The sequence below is a fragment of the Streptomyces sp. IBSNAI002 genome (assembly GCF_052244475.1).
Lineage (GTDB): Bacteria > Actinomycetota > Actinomycetes > Streptomycetales > Streptomycetaceae > Streptomyces.
Genome location: NZ_JBQPXG010000002.1, coordinates 7,756,002 through 7,776,287, shown reverse-complemented (window position 1 = coordinate 7,776,287; position 20,286 = coordinate 7,756,002). Strand labels below are relative to the sequence as shown.

At 73.7% G+C, this 20,286-nt stretch carries 17 protein-coding genes; 7 read left to right on the top strand and 10 right to left on the bottom strand.

The window, feature by feature from the left end; all coding sequences use genetic code 11:
• Positions 1-75: 75 nt before the first annotated feature.
• The 4 genes from ACTVZO_RS36050 to ACTVZO_RS36035 all read right to left on the bottom strand — a co-directional run bounded on the left by ACTVZO_RS36050 (position 76) and on the right by ACTVZO_RS36035 (position 5,647).
• Complete coding sequence (locus ACTVZO_RS36050; protein WP_443303378.1) at positions 76-1,077, bottom strand: MASE1 domain-containing protein; 1,002 nt, start codon at positions 1,075-1,077, stop codon at positions 76-78.
• A 62-nt stretch (positions 1,078-1,139) separates the two neighbouring features.
• Positions 1,140-1,973, bottom strand: coding sequence for a PP2C family protein-serine/threonine phosphatase (locus ACTVZO_RS36045; RefSeq protein ID WP_443302344.1), 834 nt, complete (start codon positions 1,971-1,973; stop codon positions 1,140-1,142).
• A 159-nt stretch (positions 1,974-2,132) separates the two neighbouring features.
• Positions 2,133-4,370: an RICIN domain-containing protein gene (locus ACTVZO_RS36040; protein WP_443302343.1), complete on the bottom strand. Its 2,238-nt coding sequence runs from the start codon at positions 4,368-4,370 to the stop codon at positions 2,133-2,135.
• The gene (locus tag ACTVZO_RS36035) at positions 4,367-5,647 is read right to left on the bottom strand and encodes a ricin-type beta-trefoil lectin domain protein (protein ID WP_443302342.1); all 1,281 of its coding nucleotides are present in this window, start codon (positions 5,645-5,647) and stop codon (positions 4,367-4,369) included. The genes ACTVZO_RS36040 and ACTVZO_RS36035 overlap by 4 nt, the downstream gene beginning before the upstream one ends.
• Before the next feature lie 267 nt (positions 5,648-5,914).
• On the opposite strand from ACTVZO_RS36035, the gene ACTVZO_RS36030 reads away from it, so the two are divergent.
• Entirely contained in the window at positions 5,915-6,622 is a 708-nt protein-coding gene (locus ACTVZO_RS36030) for a tRNA-dependent cyclodipeptide synthase (protein ID WP_443302341.1), read from the top strand.
• Entirely contained in the window at positions 6,612-7,796 is a 1,185-nt protein-coding gene (locus tag ACTVZO_RS36025) for a cytochrome P450 (protein WP_443302340.1), read from the top strand. The genes ACTVZO_RS36030 and ACTVZO_RS36025 overlap by 11 nt, the downstream gene beginning before the upstream one ends.
• Before the next feature lie 93 nt (positions 7,797-7,889).
• Here ACTVZO_RS36025 and ACTVZO_RS36020 read toward each other — a convergent pair whose 3' ends face one another.
• From ACTVZO_RS36020 to ACTVZO_RS36005, 4 genes are all read right to left on the bottom strand, one after another.
• Positions 7,890-9,083 (bottom strand): MFS transporter, encoded by a 1,194-nt coding sequence (locus ACTVZO_RS36020; protein WP_443302339.1) that lies wholly within the window; start codon positions 9,081-9,083, stop codon positions 7,890-7,892.
• Positions 9,084-9,176: 93 nt separating this feature from the next.
• Complete coding sequence (locus tag ACTVZO_RS36015) at positions 9,177-10,634, bottom strand: CehA/McbA family metallohydrolase (protein WP_443302338.1); 1,458 nt, start codon at positions 10,632-10,634, stop codon at positions 9,177-9,179.
• A gap of 23 nt (positions 10,635-10,657) precedes the next feature.
• Positions 10,658-11,266 carry a hypothetical protein gene (locus ACTVZO_RS36010; RefSeq protein WP_443302337.1) on the bottom strand — a complete coding sequence of 203 codons (609 nt, stop codon included), beginning with the start codon at positions 11,264-11,266 and terminating at the stop codon, positions 10,658-10,660.
• Between the two features lie 70 nt (positions 11,267-11,336).
• A complete protein-coding gene (locus tag ACTVZO_RS36005; protein WP_443302336.1) occupies positions 11,337-11,957 on the bottom strand; it encodes a sigma-70 family RNA polymerase sigma factor in 621 nt (206 codons plus the stop codon).
• Positions 11,958-12,035: 78 nt separating this feature from the next.
• Here ACTVZO_RS36005 and ACTVZO_RS36000 point away from each other — a divergent pair, with 78 nt between their 5' ends.
• The 4 genes from ACTVZO_RS36000 to ACTVZO_RS35985 all read left to right on the top strand — a co-directional run bounded on the left by ACTVZO_RS36000 (position 12,036) and on the right by ACTVZO_RS35985 (position 16,249).
• Positions 12,036-12,863, top strand: coding sequence for an alpha/beta fold hydrolase (locus ACTVZO_RS36000; RefSeq protein WP_443302335.1), 828 nt, complete (start codon positions 12,036-12,038; stop codon positions 12,861-12,863).
• A gap of 65 nt (positions 12,864-12,928) precedes the next feature.
• Positions 12,929-13,882 carry a GlxA family transcriptional regulator gene (locus ACTVZO_RS35995; RefSeq protein ID WP_443302334.1) on the top strand — a complete coding sequence of 318 codons (954 nt, stop codon included), beginning with the start codon at positions 12,929-12,931 and terminating at the stop codon, positions 13,880-13,882.
• Positions 13,883-14,024: 142 nt separating this feature from the next.
• Positions 14,025-14,756 (top strand): VOC family protein, encoded by a 732-nt coding sequence (locus ACTVZO_RS35990; protein WP_443303377.1) that lies wholly within the window; start codon positions 14,025-14,027, stop codon positions 14,754-14,756.
• Positions 14,757-14,878: 122 nt separating this feature from the next.
• On the top strand, positions 14,879-16,249 hold the full coding sequence (locus tag ACTVZO_RS35985; protein WP_443302333.1) for an FAD-binding oxidoreductase: 1,371 nt from the start codon (positions 14,879-14,881) through the stop codon (positions 16,247-16,249).
• Positions 16,250-16,283: 34 nt separating this feature from the next.
• On the opposite strand, the gene ACTVZO_RS35980 is transcribed toward ACTVZO_RS35985, so the two are convergent.
• Positions 16,284-16,715 carry a VOC family protein gene (locus tag ACTVZO_RS35980; RefSeq protein ID WP_443302332.1) on the bottom strand — a complete coding sequence of 144 codons (432 nt, stop codon included), beginning with the start codon at positions 16,713-16,715 and terminating at the stop codon, positions 16,284-16,286.
• Between the two features lie 287 nt (positions 16,716-17,002).
• Between ACTVZO_RS35980 and ACTVZO_RS35975 the strand changes: the two genes are divergently transcribed.
• Positions 17,003-18,286: a phosphoribosyltransferase family protein gene (locus ACTVZO_RS35975; RefSeq protein WP_443302331.1), complete on the top strand. Its 1,284-nt coding sequence runs from the start codon at positions 17,003-17,005 to the stop codon at positions 18,284-18,286.
• On the opposite strand, the gene ACTVZO_RS35970 is transcribed toward ACTVZO_RS35975, so the two are convergent.
• On the bottom strand, positions 18,255-20,237 hold the full coding sequence (locus ACTVZO_RS35970) for a DUF2264 domain-containing protein (protein WP_443302330.1): 1,983 nt from the start codon (positions 20,235-20,237) through the stop codon (positions 18,255-18,257). The two genes, ACTVZO_RS35975 and ACTVZO_RS35970, sit on opposite strands and share 32 nt — an antisense overlap.
• Between the last annotated feature and the right edge of the window lie 49 nt (positions 20,238-20,286).

Below are 20,286 nucleotides of genomic sequence, written 5' to 3'. Positions count from 1 at the left end.
GGCATTCCGTGCCGCCGGCCGGGGCGGGCGGGGCAGGGGCCTCGCGGCGGCTCGGCGCGAGTCCGCGCACCCGGGTTATCCGCCCTCCGTTTCGACGGTGTCCCCGTCCCTCGGCGGCCAGCCGGCCGGCGCCTTCCCGGGCGCGAGGCGCTCCACCACTTCGGCGAGCTCCTGGCACGCCTGCTCGATCCTGGCGCGGATGACGTTCTGCTCGGTGACGACCGCCGACAGCAGCAGGGAGGTCAGCGCCGCGGAGCCGTTGAGCGCCTGGAGGTTGACCATGGCCTGGACGAGCGTGTGCCGGTCGAAGGGGCCCTCCTGGTCGATCGCCGCCGAGTTCGCCATGGCCGATACGAGCAGCATGCACGGCGCGCTGCCCTCCAGCTGGAAGCGCAGGGCGGCCCAGACCAGGAGCGGGAAGACGAGGAAGAGCAGCGCCAGGTCGCTGCGGGTCGCCAGCAGGGTGACGGCGAAGGCCGCGGCGAACAGGGCGGCCGCCTCCGCCCACCGGTAGGCGTCCGAGGGAAGCCGGGCCATGCGCAGGACCAGGAGCAGCGGCGCGACGACGAGCACGCCCATCGCGTCGCCGGCCCACCAGGTCCACCACACGATCCAGAATCCGCTCGGCGGCATGCTGCCGGTGAGCAGGAGCAGCCCGGCTCCGATGGTGGCGCTGATCAGCATCGGTCCCAGCCCGCCCAGGAAGACCAGGGCCACTCCGTCCCGGAGCCGGTCCAGGGTGACGCGGAAGCGGACGCGCCGGAGCATCAGGTAGGCGCACACGGGGGCGAGGGTGTTGCCCGCGGCGATCCCGAAGCCGACGGGGTCGATCGAGCCGCTGATCGACAGGATGACCAGACAGGCGCCGAGGGCGATGCCGGGCCAGACGCGCAGCCCCTGCCACAGCAGGCAGGCGAGGGCGATGCCGGTGGGCGGCCACAGCGGGGTGACGACGGCGCCCTGGATCACCACCTGCTGGAGCAGCCCGATGCGCCCGCCCGCGAAGTAGGCGGCGGCGACGACCAGGATCCGGAGCACCGTCATGCCCAGACGTCGGAAACCCTCGGTGCGCATCACTTCATCAGACAACAGCCCGCACCCGCGCCCGGAGCATGACACGCGCTACCGCGCCCTCCGCGTCATCCGGTTCCGCCCCGGACGGCCTCATGGCGGAGCACGAGCACGGCGGCGTCGTCCTGGTGGCCTGTGGAGTCGGCCACCTTCATCACCGCGGCGGCCAGGTCGCCGGGTTCCGCCTCCGCGTTGGCCCGGACCACCTCGGCCACCCGCTCCAGCCCCGCGTCGATCGGGAAGGACGGGCCCTCGACGACCCCGTCGGTGACCAGGACGAACGAACCGGCCGCCGCGATCCGGCGCCGTGTCACGGGGTAGCGGGAGCCCGGCAGCATGCCCAGGGGCAGGCCGCCCTCGTCGCGCACGATGCCGTGTTCGCCGTCGGCCGTGGCCCAGACCCCGGGCACGTGGCCGGCGCGGGCGCTGTGGACCTCCCAGGTGACGGGGTCGAAGCGGAGGAAGGTGCAGGTCGCGAAGAGGTCGCAGTCCACCGAGAGCAGCAGGTCGTTGGCCCGGCTGAGCACCTCGCCCGGGTCGGCGGCGGACGCGGCGACGGCGCGTACGGCGATGCGGACCTGCCCCATGAAGGCGGCGGCCTCGACGTCGTGGCCCTCCACGTCGCCTATGGAGAACCCGAGCGCGCCCCCGGGGAGCAGGAAGCCGTCGTACCAGTCGCCGCCTATGCTCAGGCCGTGGCGGGCAGGTGCGTACCGGGCCGCGGTGCGCAGGCCGGGTACGCCGGGGAGGGACGCCGGGAGGATCTCCCGCTGGAGCGCTTCGGCCAGCTCCACCCTGGCCTGCTGGAGCTCCGCCCCTTCCCGTGCCTGGGCCGTGAGCCGTCCGAGCCGGGTCAGCAAGTCTTCCGCGGTCGCCGACCGCGTGGACCTATGGGGGCTCATGGACCGCTCCTGGACCGCTTGGACGTACGTCCGCTTCGGTTTCTGACACAAATGACCATGTTCATCATATTTCGAGGGCTCGGTGATCACATCACGAGGCCGGTCCCGGGCCCGGGTCCGGGCCCGGGACCGAGGAACCCGGGCCCCGGGGCCGGGGTCCTAGGGCTGGCTGACCAGGTGGGCGACGTTGCTGGACGCGTTCGAAGGGCCGCCCCTGCCGTTGATGACGTGGCGGATGGTGCCGGTGCCGCCGAGCGAGACGGTCACCATGCTCTGGAAGCGCACGTTCGGCCGGTCGGGCGCCTCGAAGGCCCGTTCGGCGGTGACGGTCCTGTCCACGTTGAAGAAGCAGTAGCTGCCCAGCCCGTAGGCCTGGTGGCTGGTCACGTGCTCGGCCACCTTGTACGCCGCGTAGCCCTGGGTGGAGCCGTTCATCCAGGCGGCCTGGCCGGGCGGGTCGTAGGGCATCTCGTTCTGGTAGAAGTACGTCCGCCCGCCATTGCCGTTCCACACCGTCTGGTGCTTCTGGTAGTGCTCGACGAACAGTCCGTACATGGTCACGCCGTCGCCGTTGACCACGAGTCCGGTGTCGGCCGTGTTGGTGTTCCAGCCGATGCCGCTGCCGTGGTCGCCGCGCCAGATCCACATGTGGTCGCCGATGACGTGGTCGCTGTTGACGACGAGGCTGGTCGTGGCCCTGCCCACGGCGGCCCCGCCGACCCGGAAGAAGACGTCGTGCAGGGAGGTGGGGTTCGCCGAGTGGTCGGCGGCGGCGCCGGCCGGGCCGACCTCCATCAGGGTCCGCGAGTTGACGGTGCCCGCGTCGAAGAGCACGCCCGCGATCTTCACCCCGTCGACGTCGGCGACCGTCATGGCCGTGACGCCGTTGTCGGGGATGAAGGTGGCGAGGCCGAGGCCGAGGACGACGGTGTCCGGACGGGTCACCCGCAGGGTCCGGTCGAGATGGTAGACACCGGGTGTGACCAGCAGGTTCTTACCCTGGGCCAGGGCCGCGTCGATCTGTGCGGCACTGGCTCCCGGCTTGACCACGTAGAACTGGTCCATGCCGAGCGAGCTGCCCGCGGTGTTTCCGTCCGCCCAGCTGGTGGCCGAGGAGTCGGTCCGCAGCGACGGTACGAACACCCGGTAGGCGCCCGTCCCGTCCACGTACAGGAAGGGCTTCTCGCGGACGGCCGGGGTCCGGTCGACCGTGGTGTACGGCGGGTTCGGGAAGCTGGTGCCCGGCACGCCCCGGCTGCCGACGAAGACCATGTTCCAGTTGGCCCCGGTCCAGCCGCCGAGCTGCGAGTTGCGGGTCAGCCACTGCTGCTGCGTGCCCGACCGCACCTGGCCGTCGATCTTGCTGTCGGCCATGAACCCGCCGCTGGCCCAGCCGCCGTCGTCCAGGGCGAGGTTCCCGCGGACGTGCATGCGGCGGTAGGGGGCGGCTTGGGACACCGCCCACCGGTCGGTGCCGCCGGCCGGGTTCACGGACAGGTTCTCGGCGCCGCGCCAGAAGTTCTGGGTGGCGTTCTGCGGCGGGAACCAGTCGGCCTCCACGTGCACGGCGCCGTTGATGGTGACCGCGTCGGGCGACTGGCCGAGGCCGAGCACCTGGGTGTAGAAGCCGACGTTGACATCGTTGCCATAGGTGCCCGGCTTGAACATCACCGCGTAGCGCTGGGTGCCGAACTGGTTGGTCTCCTGCTGCCGGAAGATCGAGTCGAGGCGGCTCTGGATCGTGGCGGACGGCATGGACGGGTCGAAGACGACCACGTTCGGGCCGAGGTCCACGTCACCGGGTGCGGTGCTCACGGGCGCCACCTGGAAGCGCTGGGCCGCCGTGCCGTTGCAGGTGTACTGCACCAGCTGCACGCCCTCGGCGGTGGAGGCGGACGGCACGTCGAGGCACTTGCCGCTGTGCCGGCTGACGAAGCGGTAGGCGCCGCCGCCCTCGTCGACGGCCTGCCACTGCTGGTTGGCTCCGCCCCCGTACGTCCACAGGTGCACGGCCGCGTCGTCGGCCGAGGACGTGTCGCTGACGTCGACGACCTGGCCGGGGTCGTTGCGGTTGCCGATGCGGACGAACCCGTCGGCGGTCGCGGTGAAACTCCACTGCTGCGCCGCGGTGCTGTTGCAGGAGTACTGCTGCACCGCGGTGCCGTTCGCGGTCGCGGCCGACCGCGCGTCCAGGCACTTTCCGCTGCCGGTGTTGACCACCGTGGACCAGCCCGCGGGCAGGGCGGCGGCGGCCCGCACCGACGCCTGCGCGGTGGCCGCCCGGGTGACGGCCGCCTGCGGGGCGGCCGCCTGGGTGGGGTGGACGGCCGCGAGCAGCGAGGCGGCCGAGACCGCGGCCACGAGGGCCGTGAGCCGGGGTCCGGAGACGCGGTTCACCGGGTCACCGTCCACTTCTGGTTGGCGGCTCCCGTGCAGGTCCGGATCTGCAGCCGGGTGCCGTTGGCCGGGCTGTTGCCGGCGGCGTCCAGGCACTTGTCCGCCTGCGGGTTGACGATGTCGCGTGCCGCGGGGACGGCCCACTGCTGCGCGGGGGTCCCGTTGCAGTCGTAGAGCTGGACCGGTGTGCCGTCCGCCGTGCCCCCCGAGGCCACGTCCAGGCACTTGCCGAGCGCGCGGACCGTGCCGTCGGCGCCGGCGGTCCACCGCTGCGCGGCGGTTCCGTTGCAGTCGTAGAGCTGGACGGGGGTGCCGTTCGCGCTGTTGGCGCCGGCCACGTCCACGCACTTGCCGCCGAGCCCGGTGATCGGACCGCCGCCGGGCTGGCCGCCTCCGGTGGTGACGCGGACGTGGTCGACGACGAGTTGCGCGGGGAAGGCCGTGCTGCCGTCGGGGTCGCCGGGCCAGTAGCCGCCGACCGCGAGGTTGAGCATCAGGAAGAAGGGCTTGTCGAAGACCCACTGGCGTCCGCCGAGGTCGGCGGGGGTGCGCCGTTGGTAGACGGCGCCGTCCACGGACCAGGTGACCGAGTTCGGGCTCCACTCGACGGCGAAGGTGTGGAAGGCGTCGGCGAAGGCCTGCCCGCCGGGCAGGGTGTAGCCGGCGCCGATGCCGCCGGCGCCGGAGTACCCGGGGCCGTGCAGGGTGCCGTGGACCGTGGACGGTTCGAAGCCCACGTTCTCCATCACGTCGATCTCGCCGGAGGCGGGCCATCCCACCTGGCCGATGTCGTTGCCCAGCATCCAGAACGCCGGCCACATGCCCTGCCCGCGCGGTACCTTCATCCGGGCCTCGACCCGGCCGTACGTCGTGGTGAACCGGCCGGCGGTGTTCAGCCGGGCCGACGTGTACTCGCACCGCCCGTACCAGCACTGGTGATTGGCCGGGTTCTCCCGGCGGGCGGTGATCACGAGATGGCCCTGGCCGTCGAGGGCGGCGTTGCGGTTGCCCGCGGTGTAGAACTGCCGCTCGTGGTTGTTGACGTTGTCGCCCGTCTCGACCTGCCACTTCCCGCCGTCGACGGCGGAGCCGGTGGGCCCGTCGAACTCGTCGGCGAACGTGACGGCTTCGGCCGAAGCGGCCGGGACCGGGACCGCGGCCGGAGCGGGGGCCCGCGGCGGGGCCGCGCCCTGGGCGAGGCCGGTGGACAGGGAGGCGAGGGCGAGGAGCGAGACGGAGGACAGCAGCAGACGCCGGGATAAGCGCGGGGATTTCATGGCGCTCCCTTCCGGGAGAGTGGGGGGAAGCCCGACCGAAGGTCATGACCATGCCAGGCCCTTAGTTCACTACGTGATTTAAGAAGTGAACAAATTCCGTGTCAAGGGCTTGGCCTGGACCATTCAACTACCGTGTCCAGCATGTGAATTACCTCAGGCAAGACATGGAACTGGACGGTCACGCTCAGGTACCTTCCATCACGTCGCCGCCACACCCGGGGCACAGGGCCCCACGGGACTCGCGGCGACCAAAGGAACCGACGTCTGTTGACGACAGCCACAGAAGTCTTCACGGTCCAGCCTTTCACCCCGCACTGCCAGGTGATCCACACCGAAGGCGATCACGCGGTGATAGGCATCTCACCGGGCAACAGCTATTTCTCCGCGCAGCGCGTCACCGACCTGGCGCACTGGGGCATGCGCAACTTCCAACAGGTCGACCTCATTTACACCGACCTGCACGTGGCCGAGATGTACGAGGCCCTCGGCTACCCCGAGGACGAGGCCCGGCGCAAGGCGGTCAAGAACCTGCGCGGGGTCCGCGCCAAGGTCAACAACGCCGCGGCCGACGCCGATCCCACGGGATCCCGCCTGCGGGCCCGCCCGATGTCGTCCCTCACCGACATCCCCGCGTACCGCAGGCTCCACGCCCACCTCAACACCCTCCTCGACACCGACCCGGAGTTCCGCGAGACCTGCAACGCGCTGGTCGACGCGTTCCTCTCCTCGAAGGTGCTCGGCGGGGAGACCGCCACGCTCCGCCAGCGCGAGGTCTGCCTGGAGTACGTCTGCGCCGAGGCCCCTCTCTTCCTGGACACCCCGGCCATCCTCGGCGTGCCCTCCTCCCTCAACTGCTACCACCAGCTCCTGCCGATGGCCGAGCTGCTGTACTCCCGCGGTTCGGGCCTGCGTGCCTCGCGCAACCAGGGCCACGCCGTCATCACCCCCGCCGATGGAGACACCGATGCCCACTGACACCCTCCTCGACTTCCCGTTCTCCGCGCGCGGCGACCAGCTTCCCGTCGAGGTGGAGCGGCTCCGCGACGAGCCGGTCAAGCGGGTGCGCACGATCGCCGGGGACGAAGCCTGGCTCGTCTCCTCCTATCCCCTGTGCAAGCAGGTCCTCGAGGATCCGCGGTTCAGCCTCAAGGACACCTCGGCTCCGGGCGTTCCGCGCCAGTACGCGCTGACGATCCCGCCCGAGGTCGTCAACAACATGGGCAACATCACCGGCGCGGGGCTGCGCAAGGCCGTCCTGAAGGCCATCAACCCCAAGACCGACGGACTGACCGACTGGATGCGGGCGCAGGCCCACACCCTCGTCGACGGCATGCTGACCGCGGGCGCCCCGGTGGACCTGCGCGGTCAGTTCGCCAGCCCGTACGCCGAACAGCTGCACTGCCGCATCCTGGGCATCCCCGGGGAGGACGCACCGCGTCTGGCGGCGAGCCTCGACATCGCGTTCATGAACTCGGCCTGCCCCGTCACCGGAGCCAAGCTCAACTGGGACCGGGACATGGCCTACATGGTCGAGCGCCTCGACGACCCGTCGGTCACCGGCCTGATGGCCGAACTCGCGGCCCTGCGCAAGGACCCCGACTACGCCCACCTGACGGACGAGATGCTCGCCACCGTCGGGGTCACCCTCTTCGGCGCCGGCGTCATCTCCACCATGGGCTTCCTCACGATGGCCCTGGTCTCGCTCATCCAGCACCCGGAGGTCTGGCAGCAGATCCGCCAGGACCCCTCCCGGATCCCCGCGGCGGTCGACGAACTCCTGCGCGTCAACCTCTCCATCGCGGACGGCCTCCCCCGTCTGGCCCTCGAGGACGTCACCCTCGGGGACGTGGAGGTCAAGAAGGGCGAGCTGCTCCTCGTCCTGGTCGAAGCCGCCAACACCGACCCGGACGTGTACCCCGACCCGCACACCTTCGACATCGACCGGGCGAACGCGGGCACCCACCTGTCGTTCGGCGGCGGCCAGCACTACTGCCCGGCGACCGCCCTCGGCAAGCGGCACACCGAGATCGCCCTCGAAGTGCTCGTCGAGAAGATGCCCGGTCTCCAGCTCGCGGTGCCGGTCGACCAACTCGTGTGGCGCACCCGCTTCATGAAGCGCCTGCCGGAGCGGCTCCCCGTGCTCTGGTAGCGGTTCCGGACGGAACGGCGGCGCGGGGACCGGAGGCCGTCGCAGGCCCCGGTGCCCGCGCCGTCGCCGCGCCGGTGCCGGGCCGGTGCCGCGCTAGCCGCGGGTCTCGGCCGGCGACCGGCGCAGCAGGTAGACGGCCGCGGTCGAGACGAGCACGGCCATGCAGGCGATGAACACCAGGCCCGCGCCCTCCAGGCCCATCGGGTCCGAGAGGACGCCCACGCCGATGACCGGCACCGAGATGCCGGCGTACGCGACGACGAACAGGGTCGAGATCACCGCCGCGCGCTCGTCCGCGGGAGAGGCCTCGGCCACCGTGGCCAGCGCCCCGCGGAACGCGAGCCCCTGGCCGACCCCGCCGACGAGCGCGCTCAGGACCACCAGCACCAGCAGTTCCCAGTACAGGGCGCCCGCGAGCAGCGCCAGACCGGCGAGGAGCCCGGCGCAGCCCAGCGGCAGCGAGCGCGCCACGCCGACCCGGCCGACCATCAACTGCCCTGCGGTCGAGGCGAAGAAGGCCAGCGCGACGACCAGCCCGCTGACGGCGTGGCTGTGCACGTCCAGGGACTGGGCGAGGAACGCCGGGCTGACCGAGGTGAACACCCCGAACAGGGCGAATCCCACGAACGAGGCGATCGCCGCGGGCCCGAACACCGCCCGGACCTGCGCGGGCAGGCCCGGCCGCTGCGGTCGTACGGTGCTCAGCGGACGCCGCTCCCGTACGGTCTCCGAGAGCCGCAGCAGGACGGCGGCCGACCCGGCCACCAGGGCGAGGTGCACGGCGAACGGCAGGTACAGGGGCCAGGCGGCGTACTGCGCGAGCAACCCGGCGAGCAGCGGGCCGCAGCCCAGTCCGCCCATGTTGGCGGCCGTCGCCACGAACGTGGCCCGGGAGCCGCCGCCGGCCGGGGCCAGCTCCATCACGTACACGGTGGCGGCGCCGGTGAACAGGCCCGCGGACAGACCCGACAGCAGCCGGCCCGCGTAGAGCCAGCCCAGTCCGGTGGCGCACAGGAAGCAGACGGCGCTCGCCGCCGCGCAGGCCAGCCCGACGAGCAGCACCGGCCGCCGGCCCACGGCGTCCGAGGCGTTGCCCGCCAGCAGCAGCACGCCGATGACCCCGAAGGCGTACACGGCGTACACGACGGTCACGATCAGCTGGGAGAAGCCGAACTTCTCCTGGTAGAGGCCGTAGAGCGGGGTCGGCAGTGTGGTGCCGGCCATGCACACGGCGAACACCGCCCCGCTGAGCAAGCACTGGCGCCACACCCGGCGATCACCGTCCATGCCGCCGACGGTAACCCCGCGCCCGGACCCCGCCCGGCGCGCCGTGCCGTGCCGTGCCCGGCACGCCGTCGGGGTACGGGACCGGGGTGGCGGTCAGGGCGACAGCCGGATCGGGTTGGTCAGCGCCGCCGGAGGGCCGGGGAGGGGCGGGGCCGTCGCGGGGTGGCGGGCCTCGGCGCGGACGTAAGAGGTACGGGCCGCGGTGGTGCGCCATTCCAGTCGCGTGGCCGCGGGCGCGGTGCACACCACGCCCTGGTCGGTGACCAGCCGCAGGTCGTAGCTGCCGGTGCCGCTGACGGTGAGCCGGACCAGGACCTCCTCCGTGTCCGCCGTGGTCCGGATCCGGTCGCCGATGCCCGCGTGGGCGCCGCGGGCGGTCACCGCGTCGAAGGCCACCGTCACGGCCGAGGACTCGGCGGCGTAGCTGTGGCCGGCGCGCAGACCGGCCAGGACGGCCTCGCGGGACAGGTCCTCGGCCAGCACCACCGTCTGCGGGCTGCCCACGCGGTCGGGGTCGCGGTGGTAGTCGCTGCTCGCGAGGACCGGGAGCCACGGTCCTCGGCCGGCGGTGAGGGTGGCGTCCCAGGAGGCGAGGGCGACCTCGTCGTCGGGGGTCCAGGGGCCGTTCCACACCTCGACCGCGTCGGCCTCGCCGAAGCCGAACTTCCAGGCGCAGCCGAGGCAGGTGGCGTGCGGATGGGCCGGTACGACCAGCCCGCCGGCCCGCCGTATCCCGTGTGCGAAGCGGGCGAAGCGCTGGTCCCGGGCCCGGTAGCGCCAGTCCGTGAAGGTGCCGGGTGTGGTGCCTACGGCGACGACGTGGCCGGTGCGGGTGGTTATCTCCTCCCCGGTGAGGACCAGCAGCTCCGGGTGCGCCGCGGCGGCCGGGCCCCAGGCCGCGTGCGCGGCGTGGGTGTTGTGCTCGGAGGAGTTGATGAAGTCCAGACCCGCCGCGCGGGCGAGCGCGGCGAGTTCGGCCGGGGTGTTGCGGCCGTCGGAGTGCACCGAGTGCAGGTGGCAGTCGCCCCGGTACCAGGCCCGGCCGCGGCCCCTGGCCCGCTGTGGCGGGTAGCCGGGGACGGCGGGCTCGCCCGGGTCCCCGTAGGTGAAGGTGGCGGTGATCTCGTAGCCGAGGCCCTCGGGGGCCACCGTGTACGGTCCGAGCGCCACGTGCCAGCGGCCGGGCTCCACGGGGCCCGGCAGGTAGCCGGGGGTGGCGGCGTCGGCCCGCAGGAAGAACTCGCCGCGGGCGCCGCCCGACCAGCCGCGGAAGCCGCGGCCGCCGAGGTCCGTGCCGCGCTGGTCGAAGATGCCGATGTCGAGTGCGTTGCCCGGGGTGCCGGGCGGCACCGGGGGTTTCGCGTACGTGTAGGAGATCCGCAGCTGCCCGGTGCTGGGCGGAACGTCCAGGGGGAGGTAGACCCAGTCCGGGGCACCGGGTGCGATGGTGCCGCGCAGGGTGCGCGTGGCCGTGTCCCGGCCGGTGGGGGTGAGCGGGCCGAAGGCCGCGGTCACGCCGGATGCCAGTAGTGCTCGTCTACTGAGAGCCATCCGGCAACGGTGACAGCCGAGGGTTAACCGGGAGTGAAGCCCGGGCGAGGCCTGGTGGCGGGCCCGGGCCGCCGTCCGGCGATCACGGTACTGGCGGCGAGGAGGAGCACCGCACACAGCGCGGCCCGCCACGGCGAGGTCTCCGCCTCCGGCGCGGGGGACGCCCGGCGCCGCGGGTCGTAGGCGACCTTCACCTCCTCGCCGACGGCGGCGACGGCCCGGTCGTCCTTGAGCTCGCCGGGGTAGCCGCCCGGGCAGTCCAGCGTGAGGCGGTACACCGTCTTCTGCGAGGGCGCGCCCTCGCCGAGCGAGCCCTGGAGCCTGGTGTGGACCTCGCGCACCACGCAGGAGGCGGTGGCCGGGCGCGACGCCGTCTGGTCCGCCGCCGTCACCGTGAGCAGCAGTGCCAGGGCGAGCAGGAGCCCGCCGAATACGCTGCCGCTGCCGCCGACGAGCACGCCGTACGCGACGCAGGCGCCGACGAGCAGGAGCACCGCGCCCAGCCACGCGACGGCGGTCGGCGGGGAGGCCGGGCCCGCGAGGCACCAGTGGGCCCAGCCGTACACGGCCGCCGCGGCGACGGCGGGCAGGCCCGCGGCGAGCCGCCGCACCCGTGGTTCCGTCCTTGGCATGAACACCACCCCCGAACGGGGGGACGCACCGGACCCGCCCGCGGTTTCCCCGGGCGACGGGACACCCGGCTCAGGCGTCGCCGCTCAGGCGGTCGCGCTGGATCCGGTGGGCGAGGGTGCGGCGGACCGAGGGCGATCCGCCGGCGTCGGCCCCGGCGCCTGCGGCGCCCTTCGGCGGGACGTCGAGTGCGCGGCCGATCTCGTCGTACGCGGCCTGGTGGGCGGCGGACAGCCGGGCGCGGTGCAGCCGCAGGTCCTCTTCGAGGCGGCGCCTCAGCTCGTCGACGGTGCGCGGCGTGAAGTGCTTCGTGCCGCGGGTGAGGGCGTCGACGGTGCGGGTGCAGTGCGCGGCGCCGTCGAGGGCCTCGGAGACCTCCTCGGCGAGGCCCCACAGGCGCCCTTCGAGCCACGGGACGTCGTACTGCTCGAGCCGGACCCCGATGGGCGCCCGGGGCTCGTCGGACTTGTACTTGGCGACCTGCTTGGACACGGCAGGCTGGCTCATCTCGGTGAGCCGGGCGATCCGGTCCTGGGTCCAGCCGAAGCCGGCGAACACCTTGATCATCTCGGTGCGCAGCCTGCGCATCTCCTCGCCCGCGCGGATGACCTCGTTCATGCCGGCGAGCATCCGCTCGGCCTGTTCCTCGGTCAGCGTCTCGGGAACCCGGCGCCCCTGCTCTCCACCTGCCACAACTCGGTTATACACCCACCGGGCCACCCGCTCATAACCAGGTTGTACAACCAGGTTATGAATGGCAGGATCCGTGTCATGCCCACCTTCTGCGCACCCGACGGCACCCGGCTCGCCTACCGCACCCACGGAACCGGCGACCCCGTGCTCTGCCTGCCCGGCGGCCCCGCGGACTCCGCCTACCTCGGCGACCTCGGCGGCCTGTCCGCGCACCGCCGGCTGATCGTCCCCGACCTGCGCGGCACCGGCCGGTCCGCCGTACCCGAGGACCCCGCCGGCTACCGCTGCGACCGCCTCGTCGACGACGTCGAGGCCCTGCGCGGACACCTGGGGCTCCCGGTGACGGACCTGCTCGCCCACTGCGCCGGCGCGAACATCGCCGCCCAGTACGCGGCCCGGTTCCCGCACCGCGTGCGGCGGCTCGCGCTGATCACCCCCAGCACCCGGGCCGTAGGCATCGAGACCAGCTGGGAGAACCGGCGCGAGCTGGCGCAACTGCGCCGGGGCGAGCCGTGGTTCCCGGCCGCCTACGCCGCACTGGAGGCGATCGGCGCGGGCAAGGGCGGCGACGTGGACGGCATCGCCCCCTTCTTCTACGGCCGTTGGGACGACCGCGCACGCCGGCACCACGAGGCCGGCCGGCCCGGCAACCCGGAGGCGGTCGCCCGGTTCGGCGCCGAAGGGGCCTTCGACCCCGAGGCCACGCGCGCCGCGCTCGCCGCCTTCGCCGGACCCGTCCTGGTGCTCGCCGGGGAGTTCGACCTGAACAGCCCGCCTCGGTCGGCCGCCGAGTTCGCCGGGCTCTTCCCCGACGCCTCCCTCGTCGTACAGCCGGGAGCCGGCCACTCCCCCTGGATCGACGACGCCGACCGGTTCGTCGCGGCGGCATCGGCCTTCCTCGGATAGCCGGGCGAACGGCGCACCCGGGGGCGGGAGTCCGGCGATCGCGGGAAATCTGCCAGACTCCCCGCATGCCGCCCTTCACCTCCGTCGCCGCCTACGCCCCGCCCGGTGTCGGAATGCTCGCCGTCGGCGTGGTCACCGAGGTGTTCGGCCCGCGCGCGGGGCTGCCGCACTTCGACTTCGCGCTGTGCGCCGACCGGCCCGGGCCGGTACCGACCGACCTCGGCGTCCCGCTGGCCGTCGGGCAGGGGCTGGAGCGGATGGCCACCGCCGATCTCGTCATCGCCCTGCCCTGGGCCGGCTTCCGCACGCCGCCCGCACCGGCCGTGCTGCACGCGCTGTCCGCCGCCCACGACCGCGGCGCCCTGGTCGCGGCCCACTGCGTCGGTACGTACGCGCTCGCCGCCGCCGGCCTGCTCGCCGGGCGCCGGGCCACGACCCACTGGCGGTTCGCGGACCTGCTGGCCGCCCGCCATCCGGAGGTCACGGTCGACCCCCACGCCCTCTACGTCGACGAGGGCCGCGTCGTCACGGGCGCGGGCGCCGCCGCGGGATTCGACCTCTGCCTGCACCTGGTCCGGCGGGAGCACGGCGCCGCGACCGCCAACGCCATCGCGCGCGACCTCGTCCTGCCCTCGCACCGCGAGGGCGGGCAGGCCCAGTACCTCGCCGCCCCCGTCCCCGAGGACGCGCAGGACACCCGCCTCGCCGAAGTCCTCGCCTGGGCCCGCGCGCACCTCCACGAGCCGCTTCCCGTCGCCGAACTGGCCCGGCGGGCCGTGATGAGCAAGCGCTCCTTCGCCCGCCGCTTCGCCGCGGCCACGGGAACCACCCCGCACGCCTGGCTCGTCGGCCTGCGGCTGAGCCGCGCCGAGGAGCTGCTGGAGACCACCGGACTGTCCGTCGAGGAGATCGCCCGCGCGGTCGGGTTCGCGAGCGCGGCCGTGCTCCGCGAGCAGTTCGTACGCCGTCGCGGTGTGCCCCCGCGCTCCTACCGGCGTTCCTTCACCCGTACGCCGTAAGGGGTGCCTTGTGCCTCGCGAACGGGGGCGCCCGGCGGCGCTAGGGTGGGCCGGACCCGGCCGTAGGTGATCGCGAGCAAGGTGGGCAGCTGTGTCGACGTCGAGCCACGAGATGTTCGGCGCGCCGTGCTGGGTCAGCCTGATGACCGGGGACCTGGCCGCGGCCCAGCGGTTCTACGGGGCCGTCATGGGCTGGCACTTCCGCGGCACCCGGCTCGGGGAGGGCTTCTCCATCGCCTTCCGCGACGGCGCCCCGGTGGCCGGCATCGGCGCGCTGGCCCACCGGCTGGCCCTGCCGGCCGCCTGGACCCCGTACTTCGCGGTCGACGACGCCGACGTCACGGCGGCGCGGATCGTGGAACGCGGCGCCACCATGGCGGTGGGCCCCCTCGCGTTCGGCACCGGACGCGCCGCGCTGGCCTCGGACCCCGACGGAGCCGTCTTCGGGTTCTGGCAGGGCGAGGTCATCCCGGACTGGACCGTCGGCCGGGGCAATGCCCCCGCCTGGCTCGAACTGCGCACCCGCGACGCCTTCGCGGCGGCCGTCTTCTACGGCGAGGTCCTCGACTGGGCCGGCGAGCGGACCGGCTGCTGCACGGTCTCGTACGAACACGACCACGTCGTCCTGCGCCACGGGAACGACACCACGGCCCGCATCGTGGGCGGGGCCGTGGAGGCGGCACCCGATCCCCAGGTCCGACCGCGCTGGCACGTCCATTTCCGCGTCCCCGACCTCGAAGCGGCCGTGGAAACCGCCACCGGGCTCGGTGGCCGCGTCGCCTCGCCCGTGGCGACCACGAGCGACAGCCGCTCCGTCGTCCTGACCGACCCCGACGGCGCCTCGTTCACCGTGGTGGCCCCCCAGGACCACTGACGCGCGGGCCCCGGACCGGCCCGCGGGAGCTGCCCGGACGCCGGGTTGAGGCTTCACGGCACCGGCGTAGCGTGGGATGTGCCGGAATCTCGGGGTCACGACCCATACGAGGAGCGATGGCCATGGGCAAGCCCTCGATCGATGACTTGCGCGCACGGGTACGCGGGGCGGTCGTCACCCCGCGGGACGCGGACTACGACGAGGCCCGCAAGGTCAACAACGCCATGATCGACAGGAAACCGGCGGCCGTCGTGCACTGCGCGAACGCCGGAGACGCGATGGCCGCGGTGGACTTCGCCCGCGACAACGCCCTCGACCTGGCGGTCCGCGGCGGCGGGCACAGCGTGCCCGGCTTCGGCACCTGCGACGACGGCGTGGTCGCCGATCTGTCCGGGATGCGGTCCGTCCGCGTAGATCCCGTCAGGCGGACGGCCCGCGCCGACGGCGGAGCCACCTGGGGCGACTTCAACGCGGCGACGCACGCCTTCGGCCTGGCCACCACCGGCGGGATCATCTCCACCACCGGTGTCGGCGGCCTCACCCTGGGCGGCGGCATCGGATACCTCGCCCGTGGACTGGGCCTGAGCTGCGACAACCTGCTGTCGGCCGATGTGGTGACGGCGGACGGCCGGCTGCTCGTCGCGAGCGGGGAGGAGAACCAGGACCTGTTCTGGGCCCTTCGCGGCGGCGGTGGAAACTTCGGCGCGGTGACCTCCTTCGAGTTCGCGCTCAGCCCCGTCAAGGACATCTACGGCGGGCCGATGCTCTTCGAACTGGCCGACGCCGGCACCGTACTGCGCGCCTTCCGCGAACTCATCGCCGACGCCCCGGAGCAACTCGGCGGCTTCCCGGCCTTCCAGATCGCACCGCCGCTCCCCTTCATCCCCGAGGACCGGCACGGCGAGCCCTTCGCCCTGATCGTGGCCTGCTGGTCCGGCCCCGTCGACGAGGGCGAACGGGCGCTCCAGGTGTTCCACGACATCGCACCCGTGGTCGCCGAGCACGTCGGGCCCATGCCCTACCCCGCGCTCAACAGCGCCTTCGACGCGCTCGTACCGCCCGGCCTCCAGCACTACTGGAAGGCCAACTTCGTGACCGAGCTGACCGACGAGGCGATCGAGGCGCACCTGCGGTTCGGGCCGCGGCTGCCCGCCGTGAACTCGACCGTGCACATCTATCCCGTCAACGGCGCCTGCCACCGCGTCGCACCGGACGCGACGGCGTACGCCTACCGCGACGCCTCGTTCGCCACCGTCATCGCCGGGATGTGGCCCGACCCCGCCGACAACGAGGCGGGCATCGCGTGGGTGCGCGACTACTACGAGGCGACCGCCCCGCACTCCGAGGAGGGCGGCTACATCAACTTCATGGCGGACGACGACCAGGACCGGATCCGGGCCAACTACAAGGACAACTACGACCGGTTGGTGGAGGTCAAGCGGACCTACGACCCGGGCAACCTCTTCCACCTCAACCAGAACATCAGGCCGTAGGCGCCGTGCGGTCACGGCGCCGCCGCCCGCCCTCTCAGCGTTCCGAGAGCTCCGACGGGGCCTCCTGGACCATCCAGCCGTTGCCGTCGGGGTCCTCGAAGGTCATGAACGAGTTCCAGGTCCCGCCCTTGCCCTCCGTCCAGCCCGATTCGCCGACGTGGCGCACCGGGGAGACGTCCACCCCCCGCTCCACCAGCTCCGCGCGGGCCGCCTCGATGTCCGTCACGCAGATCTGGAGCCCCTGGAGGGTGCCCGGCGCCATCTCCTTCGTACCGGGCGCGGGCGGCATCCCCGACAGCAGCGCGATCGAACACCGGGAGCCGGCCGGCGTCATCTGGATGATGCGCACCCCGGGGGCGACCTCGTTGTCGAGGTCGACCGCGAAGCCGACCTTGCCGGCGTAGAACTCCTTCGACCGGTCCATGTCGCTGACAGGGACCGGGACCACTTCGAGTGTCCAGTTCACGGAACGTCTCCTCACGGGCGGACGGATCGGGCCGGGGTCCACCCTCGCCCACGGAGGAGCGGCCCCGCACGCCGAAACGCCGAAACGCCGGACCTCCGGACCTCCGGACCTCCGGACCTCCGGAACGACGCGGCACCGCACGGGCCGGGCCCCGGCCGCCGATTTGCGGTGCGTGCCGACGTGGGGTTGGTTCGAAGGAGGCGTGTACGCGGGTTCGCGACTCCCCGTCTCCCCGTCTCCCCGTCCACCCGTCCACCCGTCTCCCCTGGGTTTGGGGGTGAACGACCGTGTTCTTCACCGACCGCGAGGACGCCGGACGGCGCCTCGCCGCGGCCCTCGGCCACCTGGAGCAGGAGCATCCCGTCGTGCTGGGCCTGCCCCGCGGCGGGGTCCCGGTCGCCTTCGAGGTGGCGCGGGCGCTGGGTGCGCCGCTCGATGTGATCGTCGTCCGCAAGCTCGGTGTTCCGTACCACCGCGAGCTGGGCTTCGGCGCCATCGGCGAGGGCGGGGTGCGGGTGATCAGCGAGGAGATCGTGCGGAGCAGCCGGGTGGCGGCCGGGGACCTCGCGGCGGTCGAGCGCGTCGAGGAGGCGGAGCTCGTACGGCAGGCCGGAAGGTTCCGCGCCGGCCGGGAGCGGCTGGACCTCGACGGCCGGACGGTGCTCGTCGTCGACGACGGGATCGCGACCGGGGCCACCGCTGCCGCCGCCTGCCAGGTGGTACGGGCGATGGGCGCGGCCCGGGTGGTGCTGGCGGCGCCGGTGGCGCCGCCGGACGCGGTCGCCCGGCTGCGCACGGCGGCCGACGAGGTGGTGTGCCTGTCCACGCCGAGCGGATTCTCGGCCGTCGGCCAGTGGTACCGGGACTTCTCGCAGACACCCGACGAGGAGGTCGTCTTCCTGCTGGCGCAGGCCGCCGGGGCCGGGCCGGGCGCGGTGGCCGCAGAGGACGTGCGGGTGGACGCGGGCGGGGTCCTGCTGGCCGGTGACCTCGCCCTGCCGCCGGACGCGGGCGCGGTGGTGGTCTTCGCGCACGGCTCCGGCAGCAGCCGGCACAGCCCGCGCAACCGGTCGGTGGCCGCCGCCCTGCGCCGGGCGGGGCTGGGCACCCTGCTCTTCGACCTGCTCACCCCGGCCGAGGAGGCCCGTCGCGCGAACGTCTTCGACATCGAGGCGCTCGCCCTGCGGCTGGCGGACGCCACGCGCTGGCTGCGGCGCCGCGAGCCGCTTCCCGTCGGCTACTTCGGGGCGAGCACCGGAGCGGCGGCGGCGCTGTGGGCCGCCGCGGACGCCGGCCCCGAGGTGGGCGCCGTGGTCTCGCGCGGCGGCCGCCCCGACCTGGCCGGGGACCGGCTGGCCGGCGTACGGGCGCCGACCCTGCTCGTCGTGGGCGGCCTCGACCCCACGGTCCTCGACCTCAACCGGCAGGCACGGGCGCGGCTGCGCTGCGAGAACCGCCTCGACGTCGTCCCGGGGGCCACGCACCTCTTCGAGGAGCCGGGGACCCTGGAAGAGGTCGCCGGCCTCGCCCGCGACTGGTTCACGCGGCACCTGGGGACGGTGCACCGGTAGGCCGGGCGGAAGCGGCGGGCAGGTGCTCCACGGCAAGAGGCCCGAAGCCGATCCGGGTCAGTGATCCGTCGTCCGCCCACCGCACCTCGATGCCGGCGCCGTCCGCCCGCACCTGCGACACCGCTGCCGCTGCCGCCAGAGGCTCCGGATCCGGTTCCGCGGTGAGCGTGGCCAGCGCCGCGTACAGGCCCGTTCCCGCCGCCCCGGCCGTCAGCCGCGGTACGAGTGCCCACGGGGTGAAGGCCGTGCCCGCCGGTGCCCGGACCTCGTCCGCGGACTCCCATCCGTGCAGCGGGTGGAGCGCCGACCGGAGCGTGTCCCCGGGGCCGGTGGCCCAGCCGGTCTGCTCCGCACGAGACCCCTCCGGAGCCCCCTGGACCCGGTGGACCCGCAGTTCACGGCGGCCCCTGACCACGGTCACGCTGTCCACGCGCAGGCCCGGCACGCCGGTCCCGGCGGCGAAGACCGGCCGGTGCCAGGACGCGGCCCAGCCCCAGCCGTCGCCGTGCCCGGCACCGAGCGGGTGGATGCGGCGCCGGGCGCTGCGCGTCCCGGACACGACCAGGGCGAGGTGGTTGTCCGGGGTGTTGCCGTACGCGGTGGGCCCGGTGCGGGTGGAGTAGGCGTGGCGGGCGTAGAGCGGGTCCTGGTCCGCCGCCGACTCGGCCTCGTGCGGGCCGACGTGGTCGCTGCCGTGGTTGTGCAGGCGTACGAGCCCGTCGGCGCGGGTGGACTGGACGAGCAGGCCGGGCGCCGGCAAGGCGAGCACCCGGTCCGCGCGCTCGCACGGAGCGGGCTCCTCCGTCGCGGTCCACAGCGGGTCCCGTGCGGGGGCGAGCAGGCAGACGAAGGCCTTGGCCGCCCAGTAGGGCGAGGCGGGGCCCGAATAGGGCTGGAGGGTCGCCGTGTGCGCGCCGTGCCAGCCCGGGCGGAGCAGCCCGGCGTCGTCGACCGCGCCCCGGTCCAGGAAGTAGCGCAGCGAGCCGCTCAGCAGCCGGCGCGAGGTGCCCGGGGTCAGCGGGGTGTGGCCGGTCACGGCGCCGAGGCCGACGGCGGCCGCGGCGGCGAAGCGGTAGGTCAGGGAACGCCCGAAGTAGAGCGGGGCGCCGTCGGCGCCGAAGAGCAGGGAGTGACTGTCCAGGTGCGTGCGCAGCCGGGCGCCGTGCGGCTGCCCGGGGCCGGCCGGGGCTCCCCCGCCGTCCGGCGCTCCCTCGCCGTCCGGCGCTCCCTCGCCGTCCGCGAGGTGGGCGTCGAGCACGGGGTACAGGTGCAGGGCCCAGCCGTTGTAGTGGTCGAAGGCGCGGCCGTCGCCGTCGGCGTACCAGCCCTGGCCGGCGTACCACTGCTCCAGGAGGCCGAGGCCGATGCGGCGGGCCCGGGCCGTCTCGGCGTCCCCCCGTCCCACGGACTCCAGGAATCCGGCCACGGTGAAGGGGAAGAGGTACCAGTTGTTCGGGGCGGGCGCGTGGCGCAGGGCGCCGCGCAGCCACTGCTCGGTGCGGTCCTGCACGGCGCCGTCCAGGCGGTCCCACAGCCACGGCCGGGTGAGCCGCAGCCCCAGGGCCACGGAGGCGGACTCGACCATCGGCTGGCCCTGGACGCGGAGATCGCGGATGAGGGGCCAGGATTCCGCGTCCTCGCGGCCGGGGGTGCGGGTGCCGGCCGCGAGCCCCCGTGCGTAGCGGTCGAGCCAGCCGTGCGGGTCCTTCCCGCCGCCGCCCGCGACACGGAAGGCGGCGGCGAGGAAGGTGCGGGCGTACCCTTCGAGCCCGTCGGAGCGGACGCCGGAGGCGGAGGGCGGACCCGGCAGGTCGAGCAGGGCCCCGCCCGGGGTGGCCCACCGCCAGGCGGCGCGCAGCAGTCCGTCCGCGGCCGCCTCCCAGTGCTCCCGCGTGTAGCCGGTGCGGGGGCTCAGCTCACGGTTTTCGGCGGGGAGTCCGGAGATGACCATGCGAGCATGCTGTGCTCGCCCTCGCCTCCGGGTCAACCCGCCGATTCCT

Coding starts and splice junctions, on each gene's coding strand:
- ACTVZO_RS36045 (WP_443302344.1), bottom strand. CDS start 1,973: ATGAGCCCCCATAGGTCCACGCGGTCGGCGACCGCGGAAGACTTGCTG.
- ACTVZO_RS36035 (WP_443302342.1), bottom strand. CDS start 5,647: ATGAAATCCCCGCGCTTATCCCGGCGTCTGCTGCTGTCCTCCGTCTCG.
- ACTVZO_RS36025 (WP_443302340.1), top strand. CDS start 6,612: ATGCCCACTGACACCCTCCTCGACTTCCCGTTCTCCGCGCGCGGCGAC.
- ACTVZO_RS36020 (WP_443302339.1), bottom strand. CDS start 9,083: ATGGACGGTGATCGCCGGGTGTGGCGCCAGTGCTTGCTCAGCGGGGCG.
- ACTVZO_RS36015 (WP_443302338.1), bottom strand. CDS start 10,634: ATGGCTCTCAGTAGACGAGCACTACTGGCATCCGGCGTGACCGCGGCC.
- ACTVZO_RS36010 (WP_443302337.1), bottom strand. CDS start 11,266: ATGCCAAGGACGGAACCACGGGTGCGGCGGCTCGCCGCGGGCCTGCCC.
- ACTVZO_RS36000 (WP_443302335.1), top strand. CDS start 12,036: ATGCCCACCTTCTGCGCACCCGACGGCACCCGGCTCGCCTACCGCACC.
- ACTVZO_RS35995 (WP_443302334.1), top strand. CDS start 12,929: ATGCCGCCCTTCACCTCCGTCGCCGCCTACGCCCCGCCCGGTGTCGGA.
- ACTVZO_RS35990 (WP_443303377.1), top strand. CDS start 14,025: ATGACCGGGGACCTGGCCGCGGCCCAGCGGTTCTACGGGGCCGTCATG.
- ACTVZO_RS35985 (WP_443302333.1), top strand. CDS start 14,879: ATGGGCAAGCCCTCGATCGATGACTTGCGCGCACGGGTACGCGGGGCG.
- ACTVZO_RS35970 (WP_443302330.1), bottom strand. CDS start 20,237: ATGGTCATCTCCGGACTCCCCGCCGAAAACCGTGAGCTGAGCCCCCGC.